15 protein-coding genes and 4 tRNA genes are annotated in these 15,899 nt (G+C 72.4%); 11 read left to right on the plus strand and 8 right to left on the minus strand.

Going from position 1 to position 15,899, the window contains the following annotated elements:
* The first annotated feature begins 85 nt into the window (after positions 1 to 85).
* Positions 86 to 2,836 carry a DNA polymerase I gene (gene polA / locus E9529_RS13900; RefSeq protein WP_236831750.1) on the plus strand — a complete coding sequence of 917 codons (2,751 nt, stop codon included), beginning with the start codon at positions 86 to 88 and terminating at the stop codon, positions 2,834 to 2,836.
* A 184-nt stretch (positions 2,837 to 3,020) separates the two neighbouring features.
* The gene (locus E9529_RS13905; protein ID WP_236831751.1) at positions 3,021 to 4,034 is read left to right on the plus strand and encodes an AI-2E family transporter; all 1,014 of its coding nucleotides are present in this window, start codon (positions 3,021 to 3,023) and stop codon (positions 4,032 to 4,034) included.
* On the opposite strand, the gene E9529_RS13910 is transcribed toward E9529_RS13905, so the two are convergent.
* On the minus strand, positions 4,020 to 4,886 hold the full coding sequence (locus E9529_RS13910) for a class I SAM-dependent methyltransferase (protein WP_236831752.1): 867 nt from the start codon (positions 4,884 to 4,886) through the stop codon (positions 4,020 to 4,022). The genes E9529_RS13905 and E9529_RS13910 overlap by 15 nt on opposite strands.
* A 219-nt stretch (positions 4,887 to 5,105) precedes the next feature.
* Between E9529_RS13910 and rpsA the strand changes: the two genes are divergently transcribed.
* Complete coding sequence (gene rpsA / locus E9529_RS13915; RefSeq protein WP_236831753.1) at positions 5,106 to 6,569, plus strand: 30S ribosomal protein S1; 1,464 nt, start codon at positions 5,106 to 5,108, stop codon at positions 6,567 to 6,569.
* Between the two features lie 237 nt (positions 6,570 to 6,806).
* Here the strand turns inward: rpsA and E9529_RS13920 are convergent, their stop codons facing one another.
* Complete coding sequence (locus E9529_RS13920; protein ID WP_236831754.1) at positions 6,807 to 7,067, minus strand: hypothetical protein; 261 nt, start codon at positions 7,065 to 7,067, stop codon at positions 6,807 to 6,809.
* Between the two features lie 146 nt (positions 7,068 to 7,213).
* On the opposite strand from E9529_RS13920, the gene coaE reads away from it, so the two are divergent.
* Both coaE and E9529_RS13930 read left to right on the plus strand, forming a co-directional pair.
* The gene (gene coaE, locus E9529_RS13925; protein WP_236831755.1) at positions 7,214 to 7,810 is read left to right on the plus strand and encodes a dephospho-CoA kinase; all 597 of its coding nucleotides are present in this window, start codon (positions 7,214 to 7,216) and stop codon (positions 7,808 to 7,810) included.
* Positions 7,803 to 8,555, plus strand: a complete 753-nt coding sequence (locus tag E9529_RS13930; RefSeq protein ID WP_236831756.1) for a GNAT family N-acetyltransferase — start codon at positions 7,803 to 7,805, stop codon at positions 8,553 to 8,555. The genes coaE and E9529_RS13930 overlap by 8 nt, the downstream gene beginning before the upstream one ends.
* A gap of 57 nt (positions 8,556 to 8,612) precedes the next feature.
* Here E9529_RS13930 and E9529_RS13935 read toward each other — a convergent pair.
* The 4 genes from E9529_RS13935 to E9529_RS13950 form a co-directional block, all read right to left on the minus strand.
* Positions 8,613 to 8,684, minus strand: a tRNA-Val gene (locus E9529_RS13935).
* Between the two features lie 26 nt (positions 8,685 to 8,710).
* Positions 8,711 to 9,175 carry a TIGR02611 family protein gene (locus E9529_RS13940; protein WP_236831757.1) on the minus strand — a complete coding sequence of 155 codons (465 nt, stop codon included), beginning with the start codon at positions 9,173 to 9,175 and terminating at the stop codon, positions 8,711 to 8,713.
* Between the two features lie 26 nt (positions 9,176 to 9,201).
* Positions 9,202 to 9,984 carry an anti-sigma factor domain-containing protein gene (locus E9529_RS13945; protein WP_236831758.1) on the minus strand — a complete coding sequence of 261 codons (783 nt, stop codon included), beginning with the start codon at positions 9,982 to 9,984 and terminating at the stop codon, positions 9,202 to 9,204.
* Entirely contained in the window at positions 9,981 to 10,616 is a 636-nt protein-coding gene (locus E9529_RS13950) for a sigma-70 family RNA polymerase sigma factor (protein ID WP_236831759.1), read from the minus strand. The genes E9529_RS13945 and E9529_RS13950 overlap by 4 nt, the downstream gene beginning before the upstream one ends.
* Positions 10,617 to 10,743: 127 nt before the next feature.
* Between E9529_RS13950 and E9529_RS13955 the strand changes: the two genes are divergently transcribed.
* The 6 genes from E9529_RS13955 (at position 10,744) to E9529_RS13980 (ending at position 14,700) form a co-directional block, all read left to right on the plus strand.
* Positions 10,744 to 11,202: an SsgA family sporulation/cell division regulator gene (locus tag E9529_RS13955; RefSeq protein WP_236831760.1), complete on the plus strand. Its 459-nt coding sequence runs from the start codon at positions 10,744 to 10,746 to the stop codon at positions 11,200 to 11,202.
* 96 nt (positions 11,203 to 11,298) lie between these two features.
* Positions 11,299 to 11,371: transfer RNA gene (locus tag E9529_RS13960), tRNA-Gly, on the plus strand.
* A 41-nt stretch (positions 11,372 to 11,412) separates the two neighbouring features.
* Positions 11,413 to 11,483 (plus strand) — tRNA-Cys (locus E9529_RS13965).
* Between the two features lie 57 nt (positions 11,484 to 11,540).
* Positions 11,541 to 11,612: transfer RNA gene (locus E9529_RS13970), tRNA-Val, on the plus strand.
* Between the two features lie 320 nt (positions 11,613 to 11,932).
* A complete protein-coding gene (locus tag E9529_RS13975) occupies positions 11,933 to 12,178 on the plus strand; it encodes a helix-turn-helix domain-containing protein (protein ID WP_236831761.1) in 246 nt (81 codons plus the stop codon).
* A complete protein-coding gene (locus E9529_RS13980; RefSeq protein ID WP_236831762.1) occupies positions 12,175 to 14,700 on the plus strand; it encodes a hypothetical protein in 2,526 nt (841 codons plus the stop codon). The genes E9529_RS13975 and E9529_RS13980 overlap by 4 nt, the downstream gene beginning before the upstream one ends.
* Positions 14,701 to 15,172: 472 nt before the next feature.
* Here E9529_RS13980 and E9529_RS13985 read toward each other — a convergent pair whose 3' ends face one another.
* Positions 15,173 to 15,547: a DUF732 domain-containing protein gene (locus E9529_RS13985; RefSeq protein ID WP_236831763.1), complete on the minus strand. Its 375-nt coding sequence runs from the start codon at positions 15,545 to 15,547 to the stop codon at positions 15,173 to 15,175.
* Between the two features lie 131 nt (positions 15,548 to 15,678).
* Positions 15,679 to 15,899, minus strand: a 221-nt coding sequence (locus E9529_RS13990; RefSeq protein ID WP_236831764.1) for a hypothetical protein, incomplete at its 5' end; no start/stop codon positions are given.

Raw genomic sequence — 15,899 nt, forward strand, 5'->3', positions numbered from 1 at the left:
CACGGTAGTGGCCCCGTCGCAGGGACCCGCGGCGAGCGTGCGAGTCGTGGGGGGCGACGGGGTCCTTTTACTACGATCGGCGGCGATGTCCGCTCCGGTCTCCACCTCCGCACCCGCAGTCCCCTCCACGACGGCCCACCCGCCCGCCCAGCGCCCGCGGCTGCTGCTCCTCGACGGGCACTCGCTGGCCTATCGCGCGTTCTTCGCGCTGCCGGTGGAGAACTTCTCGACCACGACGGGCCAGCCGACGAACGCCGTCTACGGGTTCACGTCGATGCTGATCAACATCCTGCGCGACGAGCAGCCCACGCACCTCGCCGTCGCCTTCGACGTCGGCCGGAAGACCTTCCGCAGCGAGATCTACGCGGAGTACAAGGCCAACCGCGCCGAGAGCCCGACGGACTTCCGCGGGCAGGTCAGCCTGGTCCAGGAGGTGCTCGGCGCGCTGCGCGTCCCGGTGATCACCGCCGAGGGCTACGAGGCGGACGACGTCATCGCCACCCTCACCGTGCAGGCCGTCGAGCAGGGCATGGACGTGCTGATCGGCACCGGCGACCGCGACGCGCTGCAGCTGGTCAACGAGCACGTCACCGTGCTCTACCCGCGCAAGGGCGTCTCGGACATGACGCGCTTCACGCCGGAGGAGGTCGAGGCCAAGTACGGCCTGTCGCCGGTGCAGTACCCCGACTTCGCGGCGCTGCGGGGCGACCCGAGCGACAACCTCCCCAGCATCCCGAGCGTGGGGGAGAAGACCGCCGCCAAGTGGGTGCGCGAGTACGGCTCGCTGGACGCGCTGGTCGACCAGGTCGACACGGTGAAGGGCAAGGTCGGGGAGAAGCTGCGCGAGCACCTCTCCTCGGTGCTGCAGAACCGGCGGCTCACCGAGCTCGACCGGCAGGTGCCGCTGGAGGTGGGGCCGGCGGACCTCGCCGTCCAGCCGTGGGACCGCAACGAGGTGCACACCCTCTTCGACAACCTGCAGTTCCGCGTGCTCCGCGACCGGCTCTTCGCCACGTTGAGCAGCGCCGAACCCGAGGTCGAGGGCGGCTTCGACGTCGCGGTCGACCACGTCCCGGCCGGTGGGCTCGGGGAGTGGCTGGACGCGCACGCACGGACCGGGCGGACCGGGGTGATCTTCCGCGGCACCTGGGGCCGGGGCGCCGGCGAGCTCACCGGTCTCGCGCTCGCCGCGGCCGACGACCACACCGCCTTCGTCGACCTCGGCCCGGCGCTGGACGTGGCCGACGAGCAGGCGCTCGCCGCCTGGCTGGCCGACGCCGACCGGCCCAAGGTGGTGCACGAGGTCAAGGGCCCGCTGCTGGCCATCTGGGCCCGCGGGTGGGAACTCGCCGGCGTCGTCAGCGACACCGCGCTCGCCGCCTACCTCGCGCTGCCCGGGCAGCGCTCCTTCGACCTCGGCGACCTGGCGGTCCGCTACCTGCGCCGCGAGCTGAAGGACGCCGCGGAGGAGGAGGCCCAGCTCACCCTCGACGGCCTGGGGCCCAGCGAGGACGACGTCGCCGCCGAGGCCGCGAAGGCCGACGTCCTCAAGGCGGTCGCGGTCAACGACCTCTCCGACGCCCTCGAGCAGGTGCTCGGGCAGCGCGGGGGCGGGCACCTGCTCGGGGAGATCGAGCTGCCGCTGACCTTCGTGCTGGGCCGGATGGAGCACCGGGGCATCGCCGCCGACCTCGACTTCCTGCACGAGCTGCAGCGCGAGTTCGCCGAGGGGGTCGCCGCGGCGGCGGCCGAGTGCTACGCCGTCATCGGCCGCGAGGTGAACCTCGGCTCGCCCAAGCAGCTGCAGATCGTGCTGTTCGACGAGCTCGGCCTGCCCAAGACGAAGAAGAACAAGACCGGCTACACCACCGACGCCGAGGCGCTGACCAACCTGCTCGCGCAGACCGGCCACCCGTTCCTCGAGCACCTCATGCGCCACCGCGACGTCACGCGGCTGCGCACGGTCATCGACGGGCTGATCCCGATGGTCGACGACGCCGGGCGCATCCACACCACGTTCCAGCAGACGATCGCCGCGACCGGCCGGCTCTCCTCGACCGACCCGAACCTGCAGAACATCCCGATCCGCACCGCCGAGGGCCGGCGGATCCGCCAGGCGTTCGTCGTCGGGCGGGGCTACGAGTCGCTGATGACGGCCGACTACAGCCAGATCGAGATGCGGATCATGGCGCACCTCTCCGGCGACGAGGGCCTCATCGAGGCGTTCACGTCGGGGGAGGACCTGCACTCCTTCGTCGCCTCCCGGGCCTTCGACATCCCGATCGAGGAGGTCGACCCGGAGATGCGCCGCCGGATCAAGGCGATGAGCTACGGGCTGGCCTACGGGCTCTCGGCCTACGGGCTGTCCGGGCAGCTGCGGATCTCCGTCGAGGAGGCCCGCGAGCAGATGCACGCCTACTTCGAGCGCTTCGGCGGCATCCGCGACTACCTCGACGGCGTGGTGGACGACGCGCGGCAGACCGGCTACACCGAGACCACCCTGGGCCGGCGGCGCTACCTGCCCGACCTCACCAGCGACAACGGGCAGCGGCGGCAGATGGCCGAGCGCATGGCGCTCAACGCCCCCATCCAGGGTTCCGCCGCCGACGTGATCAAGGTGGCGATGCTCAACGTGGAGAAGGCGATCGCGGCCGAGGGTCTGGCGTCGCGGATGCTCCTGCAGGTCCACGACGAGCTCGTCCTCGAGGTGGCACCGGGGGAGCAGGAGGCGCTGGAGGCGCTCGTCCGCCGCGAGATGGCCGGTGCCGCGCAGCTCTCGGTGCCGCTCGAGGTCTCCGTCGGTGTCGGCTCGAGCTGGGACGCCGCGGCCCACTGACGGCGGCGGACGCCCCGGTCCCCGGGTCGGGGCGTCCGCGTCACGGTCTCGTGTCGATGCCGGCCGGACGGGCGCCCGATGTGTCGGGAGCGGCTTTCCGGTCCACACCGTTGGCATGGGCTCTCCACCCCCGTCGGCTCCGACCCCTCCCGCTGTCCCCGCCTGGCTGGTCCGGTCGTCGGCCGTGGGCGGCCGGCTGCTCGTCCTCGTGGTGCTGCTGTGGCTCGTCGCCGGCTTCGCGGTCAAGGTGACGCTGCCGCTGGTGGCCGTCCTGATCGCGCTGCTCGTCGCGGGCATCCTGACGCCGCTCGTGGAGTGGGCCCATGGCCGTGGCGCCCCGCGCGGGCTGGCCGCCGGCGGCGCGGTGCTGCTGCTGGTCGCCGTCCTGGGCGGCGCGCTGCTGGCCCTCGGCGCGCGCTTCGCCGACCAGCTGCCCCGCCTGCGGGAGCAGTTCCAGCAGGTGTCGACCGACCTCTCGCAGCGCTTCGGCGTCGAGCTGCCGAGCTTCGGCCCGTCCGGCGGGGGCGGTGGGGGCGGCTCCGGCGGCGGGACCAGCGCCGGTGACCTGCTCGGGCCGGCGCGGACGGTGCTCGAGGTGGTGGTCGCCGCCTTCCTCGTCGTGGCGCTGGCCTACCTGTTCCTGCACGGCGGCCCGGGCATCTGGCGCTGGCTGCTCGGGAAGTTCGGAGGCCGGGTGCGCCAGGACGTCGACGCCGCGGGGCGGGCGGCCTGGACGACCGTCGGCGGCTACGTCCGCGGTCTGACCATCGTGGCGGTCTTCGACGCCGTGGGCATCGGCGTCGGCCTGCTGCTGCTCGGCGTCCCGTTGGCGCTGACCCTCGCGGCGCTGCAGTTCCTGGCGTCCTATATCCCCACGATCGGTGCGTTCGTCGCCGGGCTGGTCGCCGTGGTGGTGGCGTACGCCTCCGGTGGTCTGGTCACGGCGGCCCTGGTACTGGGGCTGGTCGTGGTGGTGCAGCAGCTCGGGAACTCGCTCGTGGAGCCGTACGTGATGCGCAACCGGCTGCCCCTCAACGCCGCGACGGTGCTGATCGCGGTCACCGTCGGCGGTGTGCTGTGGGGCATCGCGGGGGCGCTGCTGTTCGTCCCGCTCACCGCGGCGATCTCCGCGGCCGCGCACGAGCTGTGGGTCCGGCACGGCTGCCGTCCCGTCGCCGGCGGCTCAGCCTCCACCTGAGGTCGAGGGTCGCGTGCCGACCAGGATGAGCGTGCCGGGGACCAGGGCGCCGCGCTCGGGCGACCACTGCCCCCAGTCCTCCGTGCGCCCGGGCGTCCACTCGGGCTCGACCAGGTCCTCGAGCACCAGGCCGGCACCGACCACGGCCCGCACCCAGTCGCCGACCGTGCGGTGATGCTCGACGTACACGGCGCGGCCGGCCCCGTCGGTCTCCACGTAGGGGGTCCGGTCGAAGTAGGAAGACGTGATCCGCAGGTCCGCGGGGTCGGGGGAGTCGGGGAACGGCCAGCGCATCGGGTGGTTGACCGAGGCCGCGAACCGGCCCCCCGGACGCAGCACCCGCGCCACCTCCCGCAGCGCCGCCGCCACGTCCGCCACGAAGGGCAGGCCGCCGAACGCCGAGCAGACGGCGTCGACCGAGGCGTCGGCCAGCGGCAGGGCGCCCGCGTCGGCCTGGAGCAGCGGGACGGCGATCCCGGTGGAGCGGTTGAGCTCGGCGGCCCGGGCGAGCATCCCGCCCGAGAGGTCCATCGCCACCACGTCGGCCCCGGCCCGCCGCAGCCAGCGCGCGCACGGCGCCGAACCGCAGCCGACCTCCAGCACCCGTCGGCCGGCGACGTCGCCGAGCAGGTGCGCGTCCGCCTCCCGCAGGCCCTCGGGGCACCACAGGAAATCGACGTCGCCGAGGTCGGCGCCGTGCTCGGCGAGGTACGCCGGGGCGGCGGCGTCCCACCAGCGGCGGTTGGCCCGCGCCGACTCCTCGACGCCGGCGTCGCGCCGGGCCACCCCGCCGGCGGTGGGGTAGCCGTCGCTGCCGAGGGGCAGGCCCGGGCCGGGCGGGAGGACGCTCATGACACGCCGATCGTGACACGCCGCCGGCCGGGCGCGAGGGGTCGCACCCAGGTGGACCGGACGGTCCGGGCGTCCGTACGATGGGGGAGCGCCAGAGGTCTGTCGTGACCTTCCCCACCGGGAATGCCCGCGCCGGTTCTCCCCGCTGTACCTCCCCGCGGCCTGTCGGCCGCGGGTCGTCCTGTCCCTACGCATAAACCGTCCGGAGCAACCAACCACATGACCTCCACTCAGGTCCGTCCTTCCAGCACCCCCCAGGTCGCCATCAACGACATCGGCACCGCGGAGGACTTCCTCGCGGCGATCGACCAGACGATCAAGTACTTCAACGATGGCGACATCGTCGAGGGCGTCATCGTCAAGGTGGACCGGGACGAGGTGCTGCTGGACATCGGCTACAAGACCGAGGGCGTCATCCCCTCGCGCGAGCTGTCCATCAAGCACGACGTCGACCCGAACGAGGTCGTCAGCGTCGGCGACGAGGTGGAAGCCCTCGTCCTCCAGAAGGAGGACAAGGAAGGGCGGCTGATCCTCTCCAAGAAGCGCGCGCAGTACGAGCGCGCCTGGGGCACGATCGAGGCCAAGAAGGAAGCCGACGAGGTCGTCACCGGCACCGTCATCGAGGTCGTCAAGGGTGGCCTCATCCTCGACATCGGCCTCCGCGGGTTCCTCCCGGCGTCGCTGGTCGAGATGCGCCGCGTCCGCGACCTGCAGCCCTACGTGGGCCGCGAGCTCGAGGCGAAGATCATCGAGCTGGACAAGAACCGCAACAACGTCGTGCTCTCCCGCCGCCAGTGGCTGGAGCAGACCCAGTCCGAGGTGCGCAGCGAGTTCCTCAACAAGCTCGCCAAGGGCCAGGTCCGCAGCGGCGTCGTCTCCTCGATCGTCAACTTCGGTGCGTTCGTGGACCTGGGCGGCGTCGACGGCCTGGTGCACGTCTCGGAGCTGTCCTGGAAGCACATCGACCACCCGTCCGAGGTCGTCGAGGTGGGCCAGGAGGTCACCGTCGAGGTCCTCGACGTCGACCTCGACCGCGAGCGGGTCTCCCTGTCGCTGAAGGCGACGCAGGAGGACCCGTGGCGCCAGTTCGCCCGCACGCACCAGATCGGTCAGGTCGTGCCGGGCAAGGTCACCAAGCTCGTCCCCTTCGGTGCGTTCGTGCGCGTCGACGAGGGCATCGAGGGCCTGGTGCACATCTCCGAGCTGGCCGAGCGCCACGTGGAGATCCCCGAGCAGGTCGTGCAGGTCGGCGACGAGATCCTGGTCAAGGTCATCGACATCGACCTGGACCGCCGCCGGATCTCGCTGTCGCTCAAGCAGGCCAACGAGGGTGTCGTCGGCGACGAGGAGACCTTCGACCCGGCCGCCTACGGCATGGCCGCGTCCTACGACGAGCAGGGCAACTACATCTACCCCGAGGGCTTCGACGCCGAGACCGGCGAGTGGCTCGAGGGTTACGACGAGGCCCGCGAGACGTGGGAGCGGCAGTACGCCGAGGCCCAGGCCCGCTATGAGGCGCACCGCAAGCAGATCGCGGCGGCCAAGGAGGCCGACGCCGAGGCGGCGGCCGGCGGCAGCTACTCCAGCGCCGACGCGACGCCGGACGCCCCGAGCACGGGTGGCACGCTCGCCAGCGACGAGGCGCTCGCCGCGCTCCGCGCCAAGCTGGCCGGCGGCGAGTGACCTGAGGGTCTGACCCGCGCAGCACCGCACGTCGGAGGCCCAGGACCGATCGCCGGTCCTGGGCCTCCGTCGTCCCGCGGGTCGAGGTGACCCGGGTACGACGAAGGCCCGTGGACCGATGTCCACGGGCCTTCCGTGCGCGCCGGGTACCAGTACCGCGCGCATGCTCCCGGCGGAGCGCAGGACAGCGCGGGGAGCCCGGCGGCCTGCTCGTCCCTCGCCCTCCCGGGCGGGGGCTCAGAGGCTCAGGATGATGGCGAAGGCGGTACGCGGGCGGCCGCCCGAGCCCGCGAGGAAGCTCCAGGTGTGCCGGCCGGTGGTCGGCGTCGAGAACATCCAGCGCAGCAGCGAGCTGCGGTGGGCGACGGCCGGGCGCTGGAACGCCATGCGCTCGCGGACGGCGGGGATGTCGGCGCAGCGCACGCCCGAGGCGGAGCCGAGCCGGTGCCGGCCGGCGGCGCGGGACGACGGGGACGCGACGGGGGTGCTACGGGACATGGTCTGGTTCTGCCTCTCTGGGCGGGGAAGATCGCCGGGGCAGACGTTAACGGTGGTGCGCGTGTGACTGGAGCGAACAACGACCGCGTGTCGGCCGCGTGTTACCTCTCCGTGACCTCCAGCCGGTCGGTCGCTACTGTCCGTGCGTGCTGAGGATCGGACTGACCGGCGGGATCGGCTCGGGGAAGAGCACCGTGTCCGGGTTGCTCGTGGAACGCGGAGCGGTGCTCGTGGACGCCGACCGGATCGCCCGCGAGGTGCTCGAACCCGGCACCCCCGGGCTCGCCGCCGTCGTCGGGGAGTTCGGCGAGGGCGTGCTGTCCGCCGACGGCTCCCTGGACCGCGCCGCCCTCGCGGCGATCGTCTTCTCCGACGACGTCGCACGGCGGCGGCTCGACGCGCTGGTCCACCCGCTGGTGCGCCAGCGCACGGCCGAGCTGGTCGCCGCGGCCCCGGACGACGCCGTGCTCGTCAACGACGTCCCGCTGCTGGTGGAGACCGGGCAGGCGGGCAGCTACGACCTCGTCGTCGTGGTGGAGGCCGAGCGGGAGACGCGGGTCGCGCGGCTGGTCGCGCGGGGCCTCACCGAGGCCGACGCCCGCGCCCGGATCGCCGCCCAGGCCACCGACGAGCAGCGGCGGGCGGTCGCGGACGTGGTCCTCGACAACAGCGGGACGCTCGAGCAGCTGGCCGCGCAGGTCGACCGGTTCTGGGCGGAGCGGGTCGAGCCGGCCCGTGGCTGACGCCAGCTCGCTGGTCCGGCGCCGGCGGCAGGCGCGGCAGGAGCTCGCCGGCGCGCGCACCCAGATGCGCGTCCAGGGGAGCCTGGGTGTCGTGTGGGCCGCGCTGGCCGCGTCCCAGTCGGCGGACGGCGACGACCTGGGGTGGACCGGCTGGGCGTGGGCGGTGCTCGCCGTCCTCTACCTCGGCCTGGCGCTGGCCTCGTGGCGACGGCTTCGACGGGAGGAGGCGCGGCTGGGGGAGCTGGTCGGGGTCGACCTGGTCCCGGTCACCGAGGCGGTGCTCGCGCGGTTGGTGGCCGCGGCCCTGGACGGCGCCGACGTCCACGAGGTCGTGCCGCGGGCCGCACCGGGGGAGCGGTGGTCACCCGAGCAGGTCGAGCGGCTGCGCGCGTTCCACCGCGAGCGGCGGGCAGGGCTGGACGGGCCGGGGCGCGAGGCGACGTGGGCCGTCGTCGAGGTGGCCGAGGACGAGGACCGGGTCGTCGGTGGCGCTCGGCTGCGGAAGGCCGGCGAGCCGGGCGTCCTGGAGGCGGGCCTCTGGCTGGTCCGGGACGCGCGCGGCCGGGGGATCGGGCGGGCTGCGGCGGAGGTGCTGCTGCAGCGGGCGGCCGAGGCCGGTGCGTCGCGGGTCCGGGCGGCGGCCGAGGGGTCCGGGGCGCTCGAGTTCCTGCGCGGGGTGGGATTCGTCACGGTCGCCGACGGCGAGCGCGTCGTGGCGGAGCGCCGGGTGCCCGACCGGACCTGAGCTCCCCCAGAACGACGGAACCCCAGGCGCCGTCCGGCGTCCTGGGGCTCTTCTCGGTGGGCGATACTGGGTTCGAACCAGTGACCTCTTCGGTGTGAACGAAGCGCTCTACCACTGAGCCAATCGCCCGTTGCGCGTCTGATTGTGCCAGACGCTCACCGCCAGAGCGGCACCCACCCCGGCACCCAGTCCGGCACGCCCATCAGGTGCAGGCCGACGACCAGGATCCCGTACACGAAGGCCGCGGTCGCCAGCCCGATCAGCAGGCGCACCCAGATCCGCTGGGCGGCGACCCACCCGGTCCAGCGGGCGACGTGGCGCTTGGTGAAGGCGAGCAGCCGCTCGGCCCAGGTGAACTCGGTGGCCAGGATGAAGAGGCCGGCGATCACGGTGAGCCACCCCGGGCCGGGCAGCGGGATGGTGATCAGGCCCAGGACGACGACCAGCCCGCCGACGATGCCCACGCCCACGCGGTAGGAGTGGTCGATGCCGCGGCGCAGCGCGAGCCGCCGGCGCCAGCGGGTCTCGGCGACCCGCTCGCGCAGGCTGTGCACCTCGTCGGCGTCGAACCGGGCACGCCGCTCCGCCGGGGTCTCCGGACGGCGCCGAGGTCCGCCCACGGGTGCCGTCGTCGTCTCTCGCGCGCTCAGCTGGTCACCTGCCCGGTCGCGACTACCTCCGTCGGAGCCGACGGAGCCTGCCGACCGGGCTCGATGCTGATGCCGTACTCCGGGAAGCCGTCGAGGCCGGTCTCCCCGGAGCCTACGGTCTGCACCTCGATCTGCGAACGCGCGACGTCGAACGCCCCGAGCGCCACGGGGTCGCCCGCGCCGAGCCCCCACAGGACGTAGGTCGAGGACGACGTGTCGTTCGGCGCCAGCCCGTCGGCGACCACCTGCACCGCGCCCTCCCGGACGACCACGGTCGCCACCTGCCGCTCGTCGGCGGTCAGCGGCGCGATCGTGGCCCGGCCGGGTTGCAGCAGCTCGGCCACTGCCTGCTCCTGGGCGGCCACGGTGGAACGCAGGTCGTCGCGGGCCCGGTCGACCGCGGCGACCCATGCGCCCAGCCCGACGACGGCGGCGATGGCAGCCGCGACGAGCACCCTCGGCAGCAGCGTCCGCCGGGCCGGGGTCGGCTCGTCCGCTCGACCGCGCGGGAGGACGGACGGCGGGGCGGCGGGTGCCCGGGGCGGCAGCTGCTCGGTCTCCTCGACGGCGGCGCGGAGGCGCTCCCGGAGCGCCGGCGAGGGTTCGGCGGCCGGCAGGTCGTGCGCCATCGCGGCCATGACCTCGGACGTCTCGGCCACGGTGCGGGCGCAGCGGTCGCACGTGGGCAGGTGTCGCGCGAAGCGGGCGTCGTCCTCGGGCTCGAGGGCGTGCAGCGCCCAGCCGACCGCGAGCTCGTCGTACGCGTGCTCGCCGTTCATCGCGTCGTCCCGTCCACCGGCGAGCCAGCCTCCGGGAGGCCACCCAGCCCACCGAGCTCCGACCTCAGCCTGCGCATGCCGGCCAGCATCCTCGTCTTCACCGTGCCCAGGGGCGTCCCCGTCAGCGCGGCCACCTCCCGCTGCGTGTAGCCCCCGTAGTACGCCAGCGTCAGCGCCTCCTTCTGCGCCGCGGGCAGCTCACCGAGTGCGGCGCGGACCTCCCGGGAGACGATGCGGGACCACGCGTCGTCCTCGACGTCGCGGGCGGCCACCGGCTCCTCGAGCACCGCCTGGTCCTCGGCCCGGCCCTGCCGCCGGCGCTGGGACTCCTCGCGGCGGACGGCGTCGACCGCCTTGTGGTGCACGACGGCCAGCAGCCACGACGAGAAGCTGCCCCGCGCCCGGTCGTAGGCGTGGGGATCGCGCCAGATCCCGAGGAACACGTCCTGGAGCACGTCCTCGGCCAGACCGTCGTCCGCCAGGACCCGCCGAGCCAGCGCGAAGGCCGGCCGGTGGAACCGCTCGTACAGATCGTCGACGGCGGTCCGGTCGCCGGCGCGGATGCGCCGGAGGATCTCGTCGTCGCCGACGCCGTCCTCCGGCCGGAGGACCGGTCGGCTCACGGCTCCCATGGTCACACGAGGCATTCGGAAGGACGCGCGCTCGAGGTTCAGAACACCCGTCTGTGGCGCATGATGCTGGTGTGACTCGACGACACGAAGCACGTCACTTCTGCCAACTGCGGTCGTTGGAACTGTCATGACGAGCCGATGGACCCCGGGCCACATCTCCCCCATCACTCTTCAGCTGGTCGGCCCGCGGTCGTGGACCGAGGTCCCGGCCCTGCTGTGCTACGACCCCTCCGACCCGTACGCCGTGCGCATCGCCTTCGGTGACGCCGACGAGAGCGCGGCCGAGGGTGAGGAGGGCATCGCCTGGCTGGTGAGCCGCGAGCTGCTCCAGGCCGGGCTCGAGCGCCCGGCGGGCGACGGCGACGTCCGCATCTGGCCGGCACGCGCGACGGCGGACCTGCTGTACCTGCACCTGCGCGCCCCCTCCGGAGAGGCGCTCTTCGAGCTGTCCCGCGCGACGGTCGCCGCCTTCCTTCGGCACACCGAGGCGCTGGTGCCGTCCGGGTCGGAGAGCGCGCTACTCCAGCTGGACCAGGAGCTCGACGCCCTGCTGTCCAACGGCGGACCCGACTCGCCGGGGCGCTGACCTGCGAGAACGCTCCGGCGGCACCCTCTGGGAGGGGGCGGGGGGACCCCCCCTGCACACCCCCTCGGGACGTCCGCTAGAGTTCTTTCTCGTAACGCGGACGTGGCTCAGCTGGTAGAGCATCACCTTGCCAAGGTGAGGGTCGCGGGTTCGAATCCCGTCGTCCGCTCGGAACCTCGGGCACCGGTCGAGAGACTGGTGCCCGCGTGCGGTGGAGTGGCCGAGAGGCGAGGCAACGGCCTGCAAAGCCGTCTACACGGGTTCAAATCCCGTCTCCACCTCGTCGCTTCCTCGCGGGGCACGAGCGCGGAGGAGGGAGCCGGTCAGCTGACCGGATCGGGCGATTGGCGCAGTGGTAGCGCGCTTCCTTGACACGGAAGAGGTCACTGGTTCGAACCCAGTATCGCCCACCGAAGGATCAGGCCCCTGGCCAGCGGAAACGCTGGTCAGGGGCCTTTCTCGTCCCCGGCCGTGCCACCTGCGTGCCCACAACGCTATGACGCTCGGTAGCGATGGCAGCCGGTCTGCCGTGTACGTCAATCACATAGCGTGACGAGTCGCGGCATCCGTGTAGACTGATGCCTTGGGACGTGCCGCTGTGCACGTGAGGCCCACAGGCGACAGACGAACGCTCAGACGCCGCAGCCGAGGGCGCGACCTCGGACGCATGACGGGAACCCGGGGACGCGCCGGGGGGAGCCGTCGAGGATCGAATCTCGATGGAGCCGTCGTGGCTACTGCCGCCCCTGTCCGGCGCGCCCAGCGCGCACCCCACAACCCGCCGCCGGTCGCCCGGCGCTACTACACGGTCGAGCAGGCCGCCGACTTCTACGGCGTCAACCCTCGCACCATCCGCCGTTGGCTGACCGAGAACAAGCTGACCGCCTACCGCGTCGGCGGGCATCTGCTCCGGTTGGACGCCGCCGAGGTCGAGGCCCTGGCCGTCCGCTGCGACCCGTCGGACGTGAGCGCATGACGCGGCCCGCCCCCGCCGAAGCGGGAACGGGCCAGGAGCCGGGCAGCTCTGGTCCCCAAATTACTCCCGAGCACGCCCGCGACGTGCTCGCTCCGCGAGGGCTGACCGCCGACGACGCGGCACGGTTCGGCGTCTACTCGGTGACCACGCGCGACGAGCTACCCGAGGAGTTCCGGTGGGCCGGGGAGGCAGCCGTGCCCGCGCTGGTCATCCCGTGGCGCAGGCTCTCCGGGGAGGGGGTCGTTCCCCAGCTCCGGCCGGACACGCCGCTCGTCGTGGAGGGCGAGGAGCGGAAGTACCTCATGCCGAAGGGCGTTGGCTCCGTCATCGGCGTCGTACGCGAGGCGCCGAACCCCAACCTCGTGATCTTCGCCGAGGGCACCTTCCAAGCGAGGGTCGCCGCCGCCTACGCCCCGCCGGGGGCATCGGTCTACGCCCTGGCCGGGTGCCGCACCTGGTCGAGCGACGGGGTGCCCGTCGAGGACTTGTCTGTCGTGGAGGGGCGAGAGGTCGTGGTGATCTTCGACGGCGACCTGTCCCGAAACCTCGCGGTCTGGACCGCAGCGGAGAAGTTCGGCCACGCCCTCGCGCTGGAGGATGCGGTCAGCGTCCGCTTCGCCGTCCTGCCGACTTCGGGGAAAGCCGGGCTGGATGACTGGCTCGGCAAGCGGTCGCCGGAGAAGCGGGCCGACTACCTTGAGCGGCTCATTGACGATGCGAAGGGCAACCTGCCGACCAAGCCGAAGGCCAAGCCGAAGGAGGCGCGGCAGATCACCGCGCCGAACAACCGGCCGCTGGTGGAGGTCAACGGCGACCGCCACGAGGTCATCACGTCGCTGCTGACTGCGCTGAAGCGGTGGGATGGCACTCGGTTGTTCAGCTACGGCGGCGTGCTGGTCGAGCTGAAGCCGGGCGCGACGGTGGAGCCGGTCGTCGTCGGCCGCCTCCACCGGGTTATCGCCGAGTCGGCGACGACGGTAGCCACGAACGCCAAGGGCGAGGCCGCCTACGCCGACCCGGCCGGCCCGACAGTTGGCGCGCTGCTGTCCTCGGCGGACGAATTCACGCTACTCGACCGAATCAGCCGTGTGCCGTTCGTACGGCCCGACGGCTCGATCTGCCAGACCTCCGGGTACGACGCGGCCACCCGGACGTTCGTGGCGCTGGACGAGTCGCTGGACGGGTTGCAGGTGCCGGAGGAGCCGACGGCCGAAGACGTGGCGGCGGCCGTGAAGCTGCTGACCGACGAGTGGCTGGGCGACTTCATGCCCTCGCTGCCCGAACCGGCCGACCGGGCGAACCTGCTGGGCCTGATGCTCACCCCGCTCGTGCGCGGCCTGGTGCCGCTGGCCCCGCTGGCGGTCGTGGACGGGTTGCAGATGGGTGTCGGCAAGAACCTCGTGGCCGACCTGCTGTCGATCCTGACCACCGGCCGCCCGGCGCAGCCGCTGCCCTACAACCGGGGCGACGACGAGAACCGCAAGGTCATCACGTCGGCCTTCCGATCCGGTGCCGAGCTGTTCGTCTTCGACGAGGCGCACGTCATCGAGGGCGGCAGCTTCGCCCGTGCGATTACCTCGATCACGTACTCCGACCGGGTGCTCGGCGTGAGCGCGATGGCCGAGTTCCCCAACCGGATCACCTGGGTCGCGCTGGGCAACAACGTGGTGGTCAACGGCGACGTGAGCCGCCGCGTCTTCCGGATCCGGCTGGCACCGAAGACGGCCAATCCGCAGGACCGCGACGCCGACTCGTTCCGGCACCCCGACATCAAGGAATGGACGCTGGAGAACCGTGCCAGACTGCTGGCCGCTGCCCTCACACTGGTCCGGGCATGGTTCGCCGCCGGTGGCAAGACGAACCCGGCCGGTCGCCGGTTCGGCAGCTTCGAGGCGTGGGGCGGCATCGTCGGCGGCGTCCTGGACAACGCCGGCGTGGAGGGCTTCCTGGGCAACCTCGTGGAATGGCGCTCGGAGTCGGACTTCGACCGGCAGCACTGGTCCGAGCATTTCGCCTGGCTGGCTGAGACGTTCGGCACCGGCGAAGGGCAGGCGTTCACGGTCGCCGAGGTTGTGGAGAAGCTGCGCCGGTCGAACAATCCCGAGCCACCGCCGGGGATGGACGACCCGAGCGCGATGGGCTACGGCCGCGAGCTGGGCAAGGCGTACGCCAAGAAGCGGAGCCAGGTGTTCGACGGCCTGGTCCTGGTCAAGTCCGCCGTTGGCACGCAGAGGAAGCTGGGCCGCTGGTACCTGGAGAATCGGGAGGTATCGGAGGTATCGGAGGAATCCCCCTTCCCTACGCGTAAGGGAAACTCTGCCTCTGACAGCGCAGACGCGGATAGGCGCGCTCTACGGGGAGGGGGCTCCGGCCATCCCTCCCATTCCTCCGATACCTCCGGCCGGACGCGCAAGCGGCCGAAGGCGCCGTGCCAGCGGTGCGGGAAGGGGCTGCCTGGCGGCAAGGACTACGCCCGCTGCAATGAGTGCCGGTACAAGCCGGGCGAGGACGGTGCGATGTGAGCAACCGCCGGAGGGCCAAGCGGCCCACGGTCCCGCCGTGCCCGGACTGCGCGTCCCGGCTTCTGTGGCTGCCCACCGGGCCGTTCCTCGCCCACGACGAGAGGTGCCCGAGTTGGCGGGCGCGGACAGCCGCGCTCCGGGCCGCCGTCGGCCCCGAGCCGGTGAGCTGCTACTCAGTGAGGCTCGGCCGTAGCGAGACGGGCGGACATGTGGCACGGAAGTGGGCACGGCCCGCTTCCGTGCCACCGCCACGGCGCTGTTGCAACGCCGGGGGAGAGGGGGCCTCCCCCCGGGGGCGCCGGCGGTTCCCCGCAGCGCCCTGCCTCTCAAGATGACTACGGGTCTCGGATCTCGACCTCGGGACGGCCCGCTGAACGGGCCGTGCCGAGGTCGAGATCAAGCATGGTGATCGCCAGGGAGTGCAGCAGCATGGCCCCTTTGTCGGGCGTTCGCGCTCAGTAGGAGGGGGCGGCTACTTCTCGGGGCAGAGGTGTTCCACGGCTGCGTCGTAAATCACGGTTGCCTCGGTGCGGTCGTATCCGGCGTCCAACAACATCGGGACCGCTTGCGCCCGGGCCTCCAGTGACGACGGGTTCTTCCAGATACCGCAGACACTGATCTCGCCGGAGTCGAGCACGCCGAGCGTGTCGTTCTCGTTCGCTGGCGACAGGTGAGGCTGGACCTGATCGAGGTACGCCTGTTGTGCGGCGGTGGCCTCGGTGCCATCGGGGAGCGTCAGCACCTCCGGGGATGCTGGTGCCGTCTCTGATGCGTCCTCACTGGAGCAGGCGGTGAGCGCCAGAGGTATGGCGGCCAGCAGGATCAGCCTGACGCGAAGCGTGGTCATCGGTTGCCCTCATTGTCGTAGCCGGACTATTTCGTCGGTTTCCAAAGCTGTGGAAGGGAAGCAACCTATCCGGCTGATCGACGCACGCCTGGCCTCGCAGCGCCAGGCATGGTGGATATACACGGCAGGAGTCAGTTGACCCGCTGGATAGCGGGCGGGCCGCTGACGCGCGCCGCGATCTCGGCCTGGCGACCGTCTACCTCGTGCAGGTGCCGCAGCGCCGCGCCGGTGGGGGAGCGACCCGCCCGGGCCGTTAGCCCGGGGCTTTCACGGGAGAGCGGCGTGACCGGGTGTTGATCAACTGAAAAGTGCTCCTGACCAGCAAGGATGGGTCTTGTCGAGGGACCTATCC

This window comes from Blastococcus sp. KM273128 (genome assembly GCF_021698975.1).
Classification (GTDB): domain Bacteria; phylum Actinomycetota; class Actinomycetes; order Mycobacteriales; family Geodermatophilaceae; genus Blastococcus.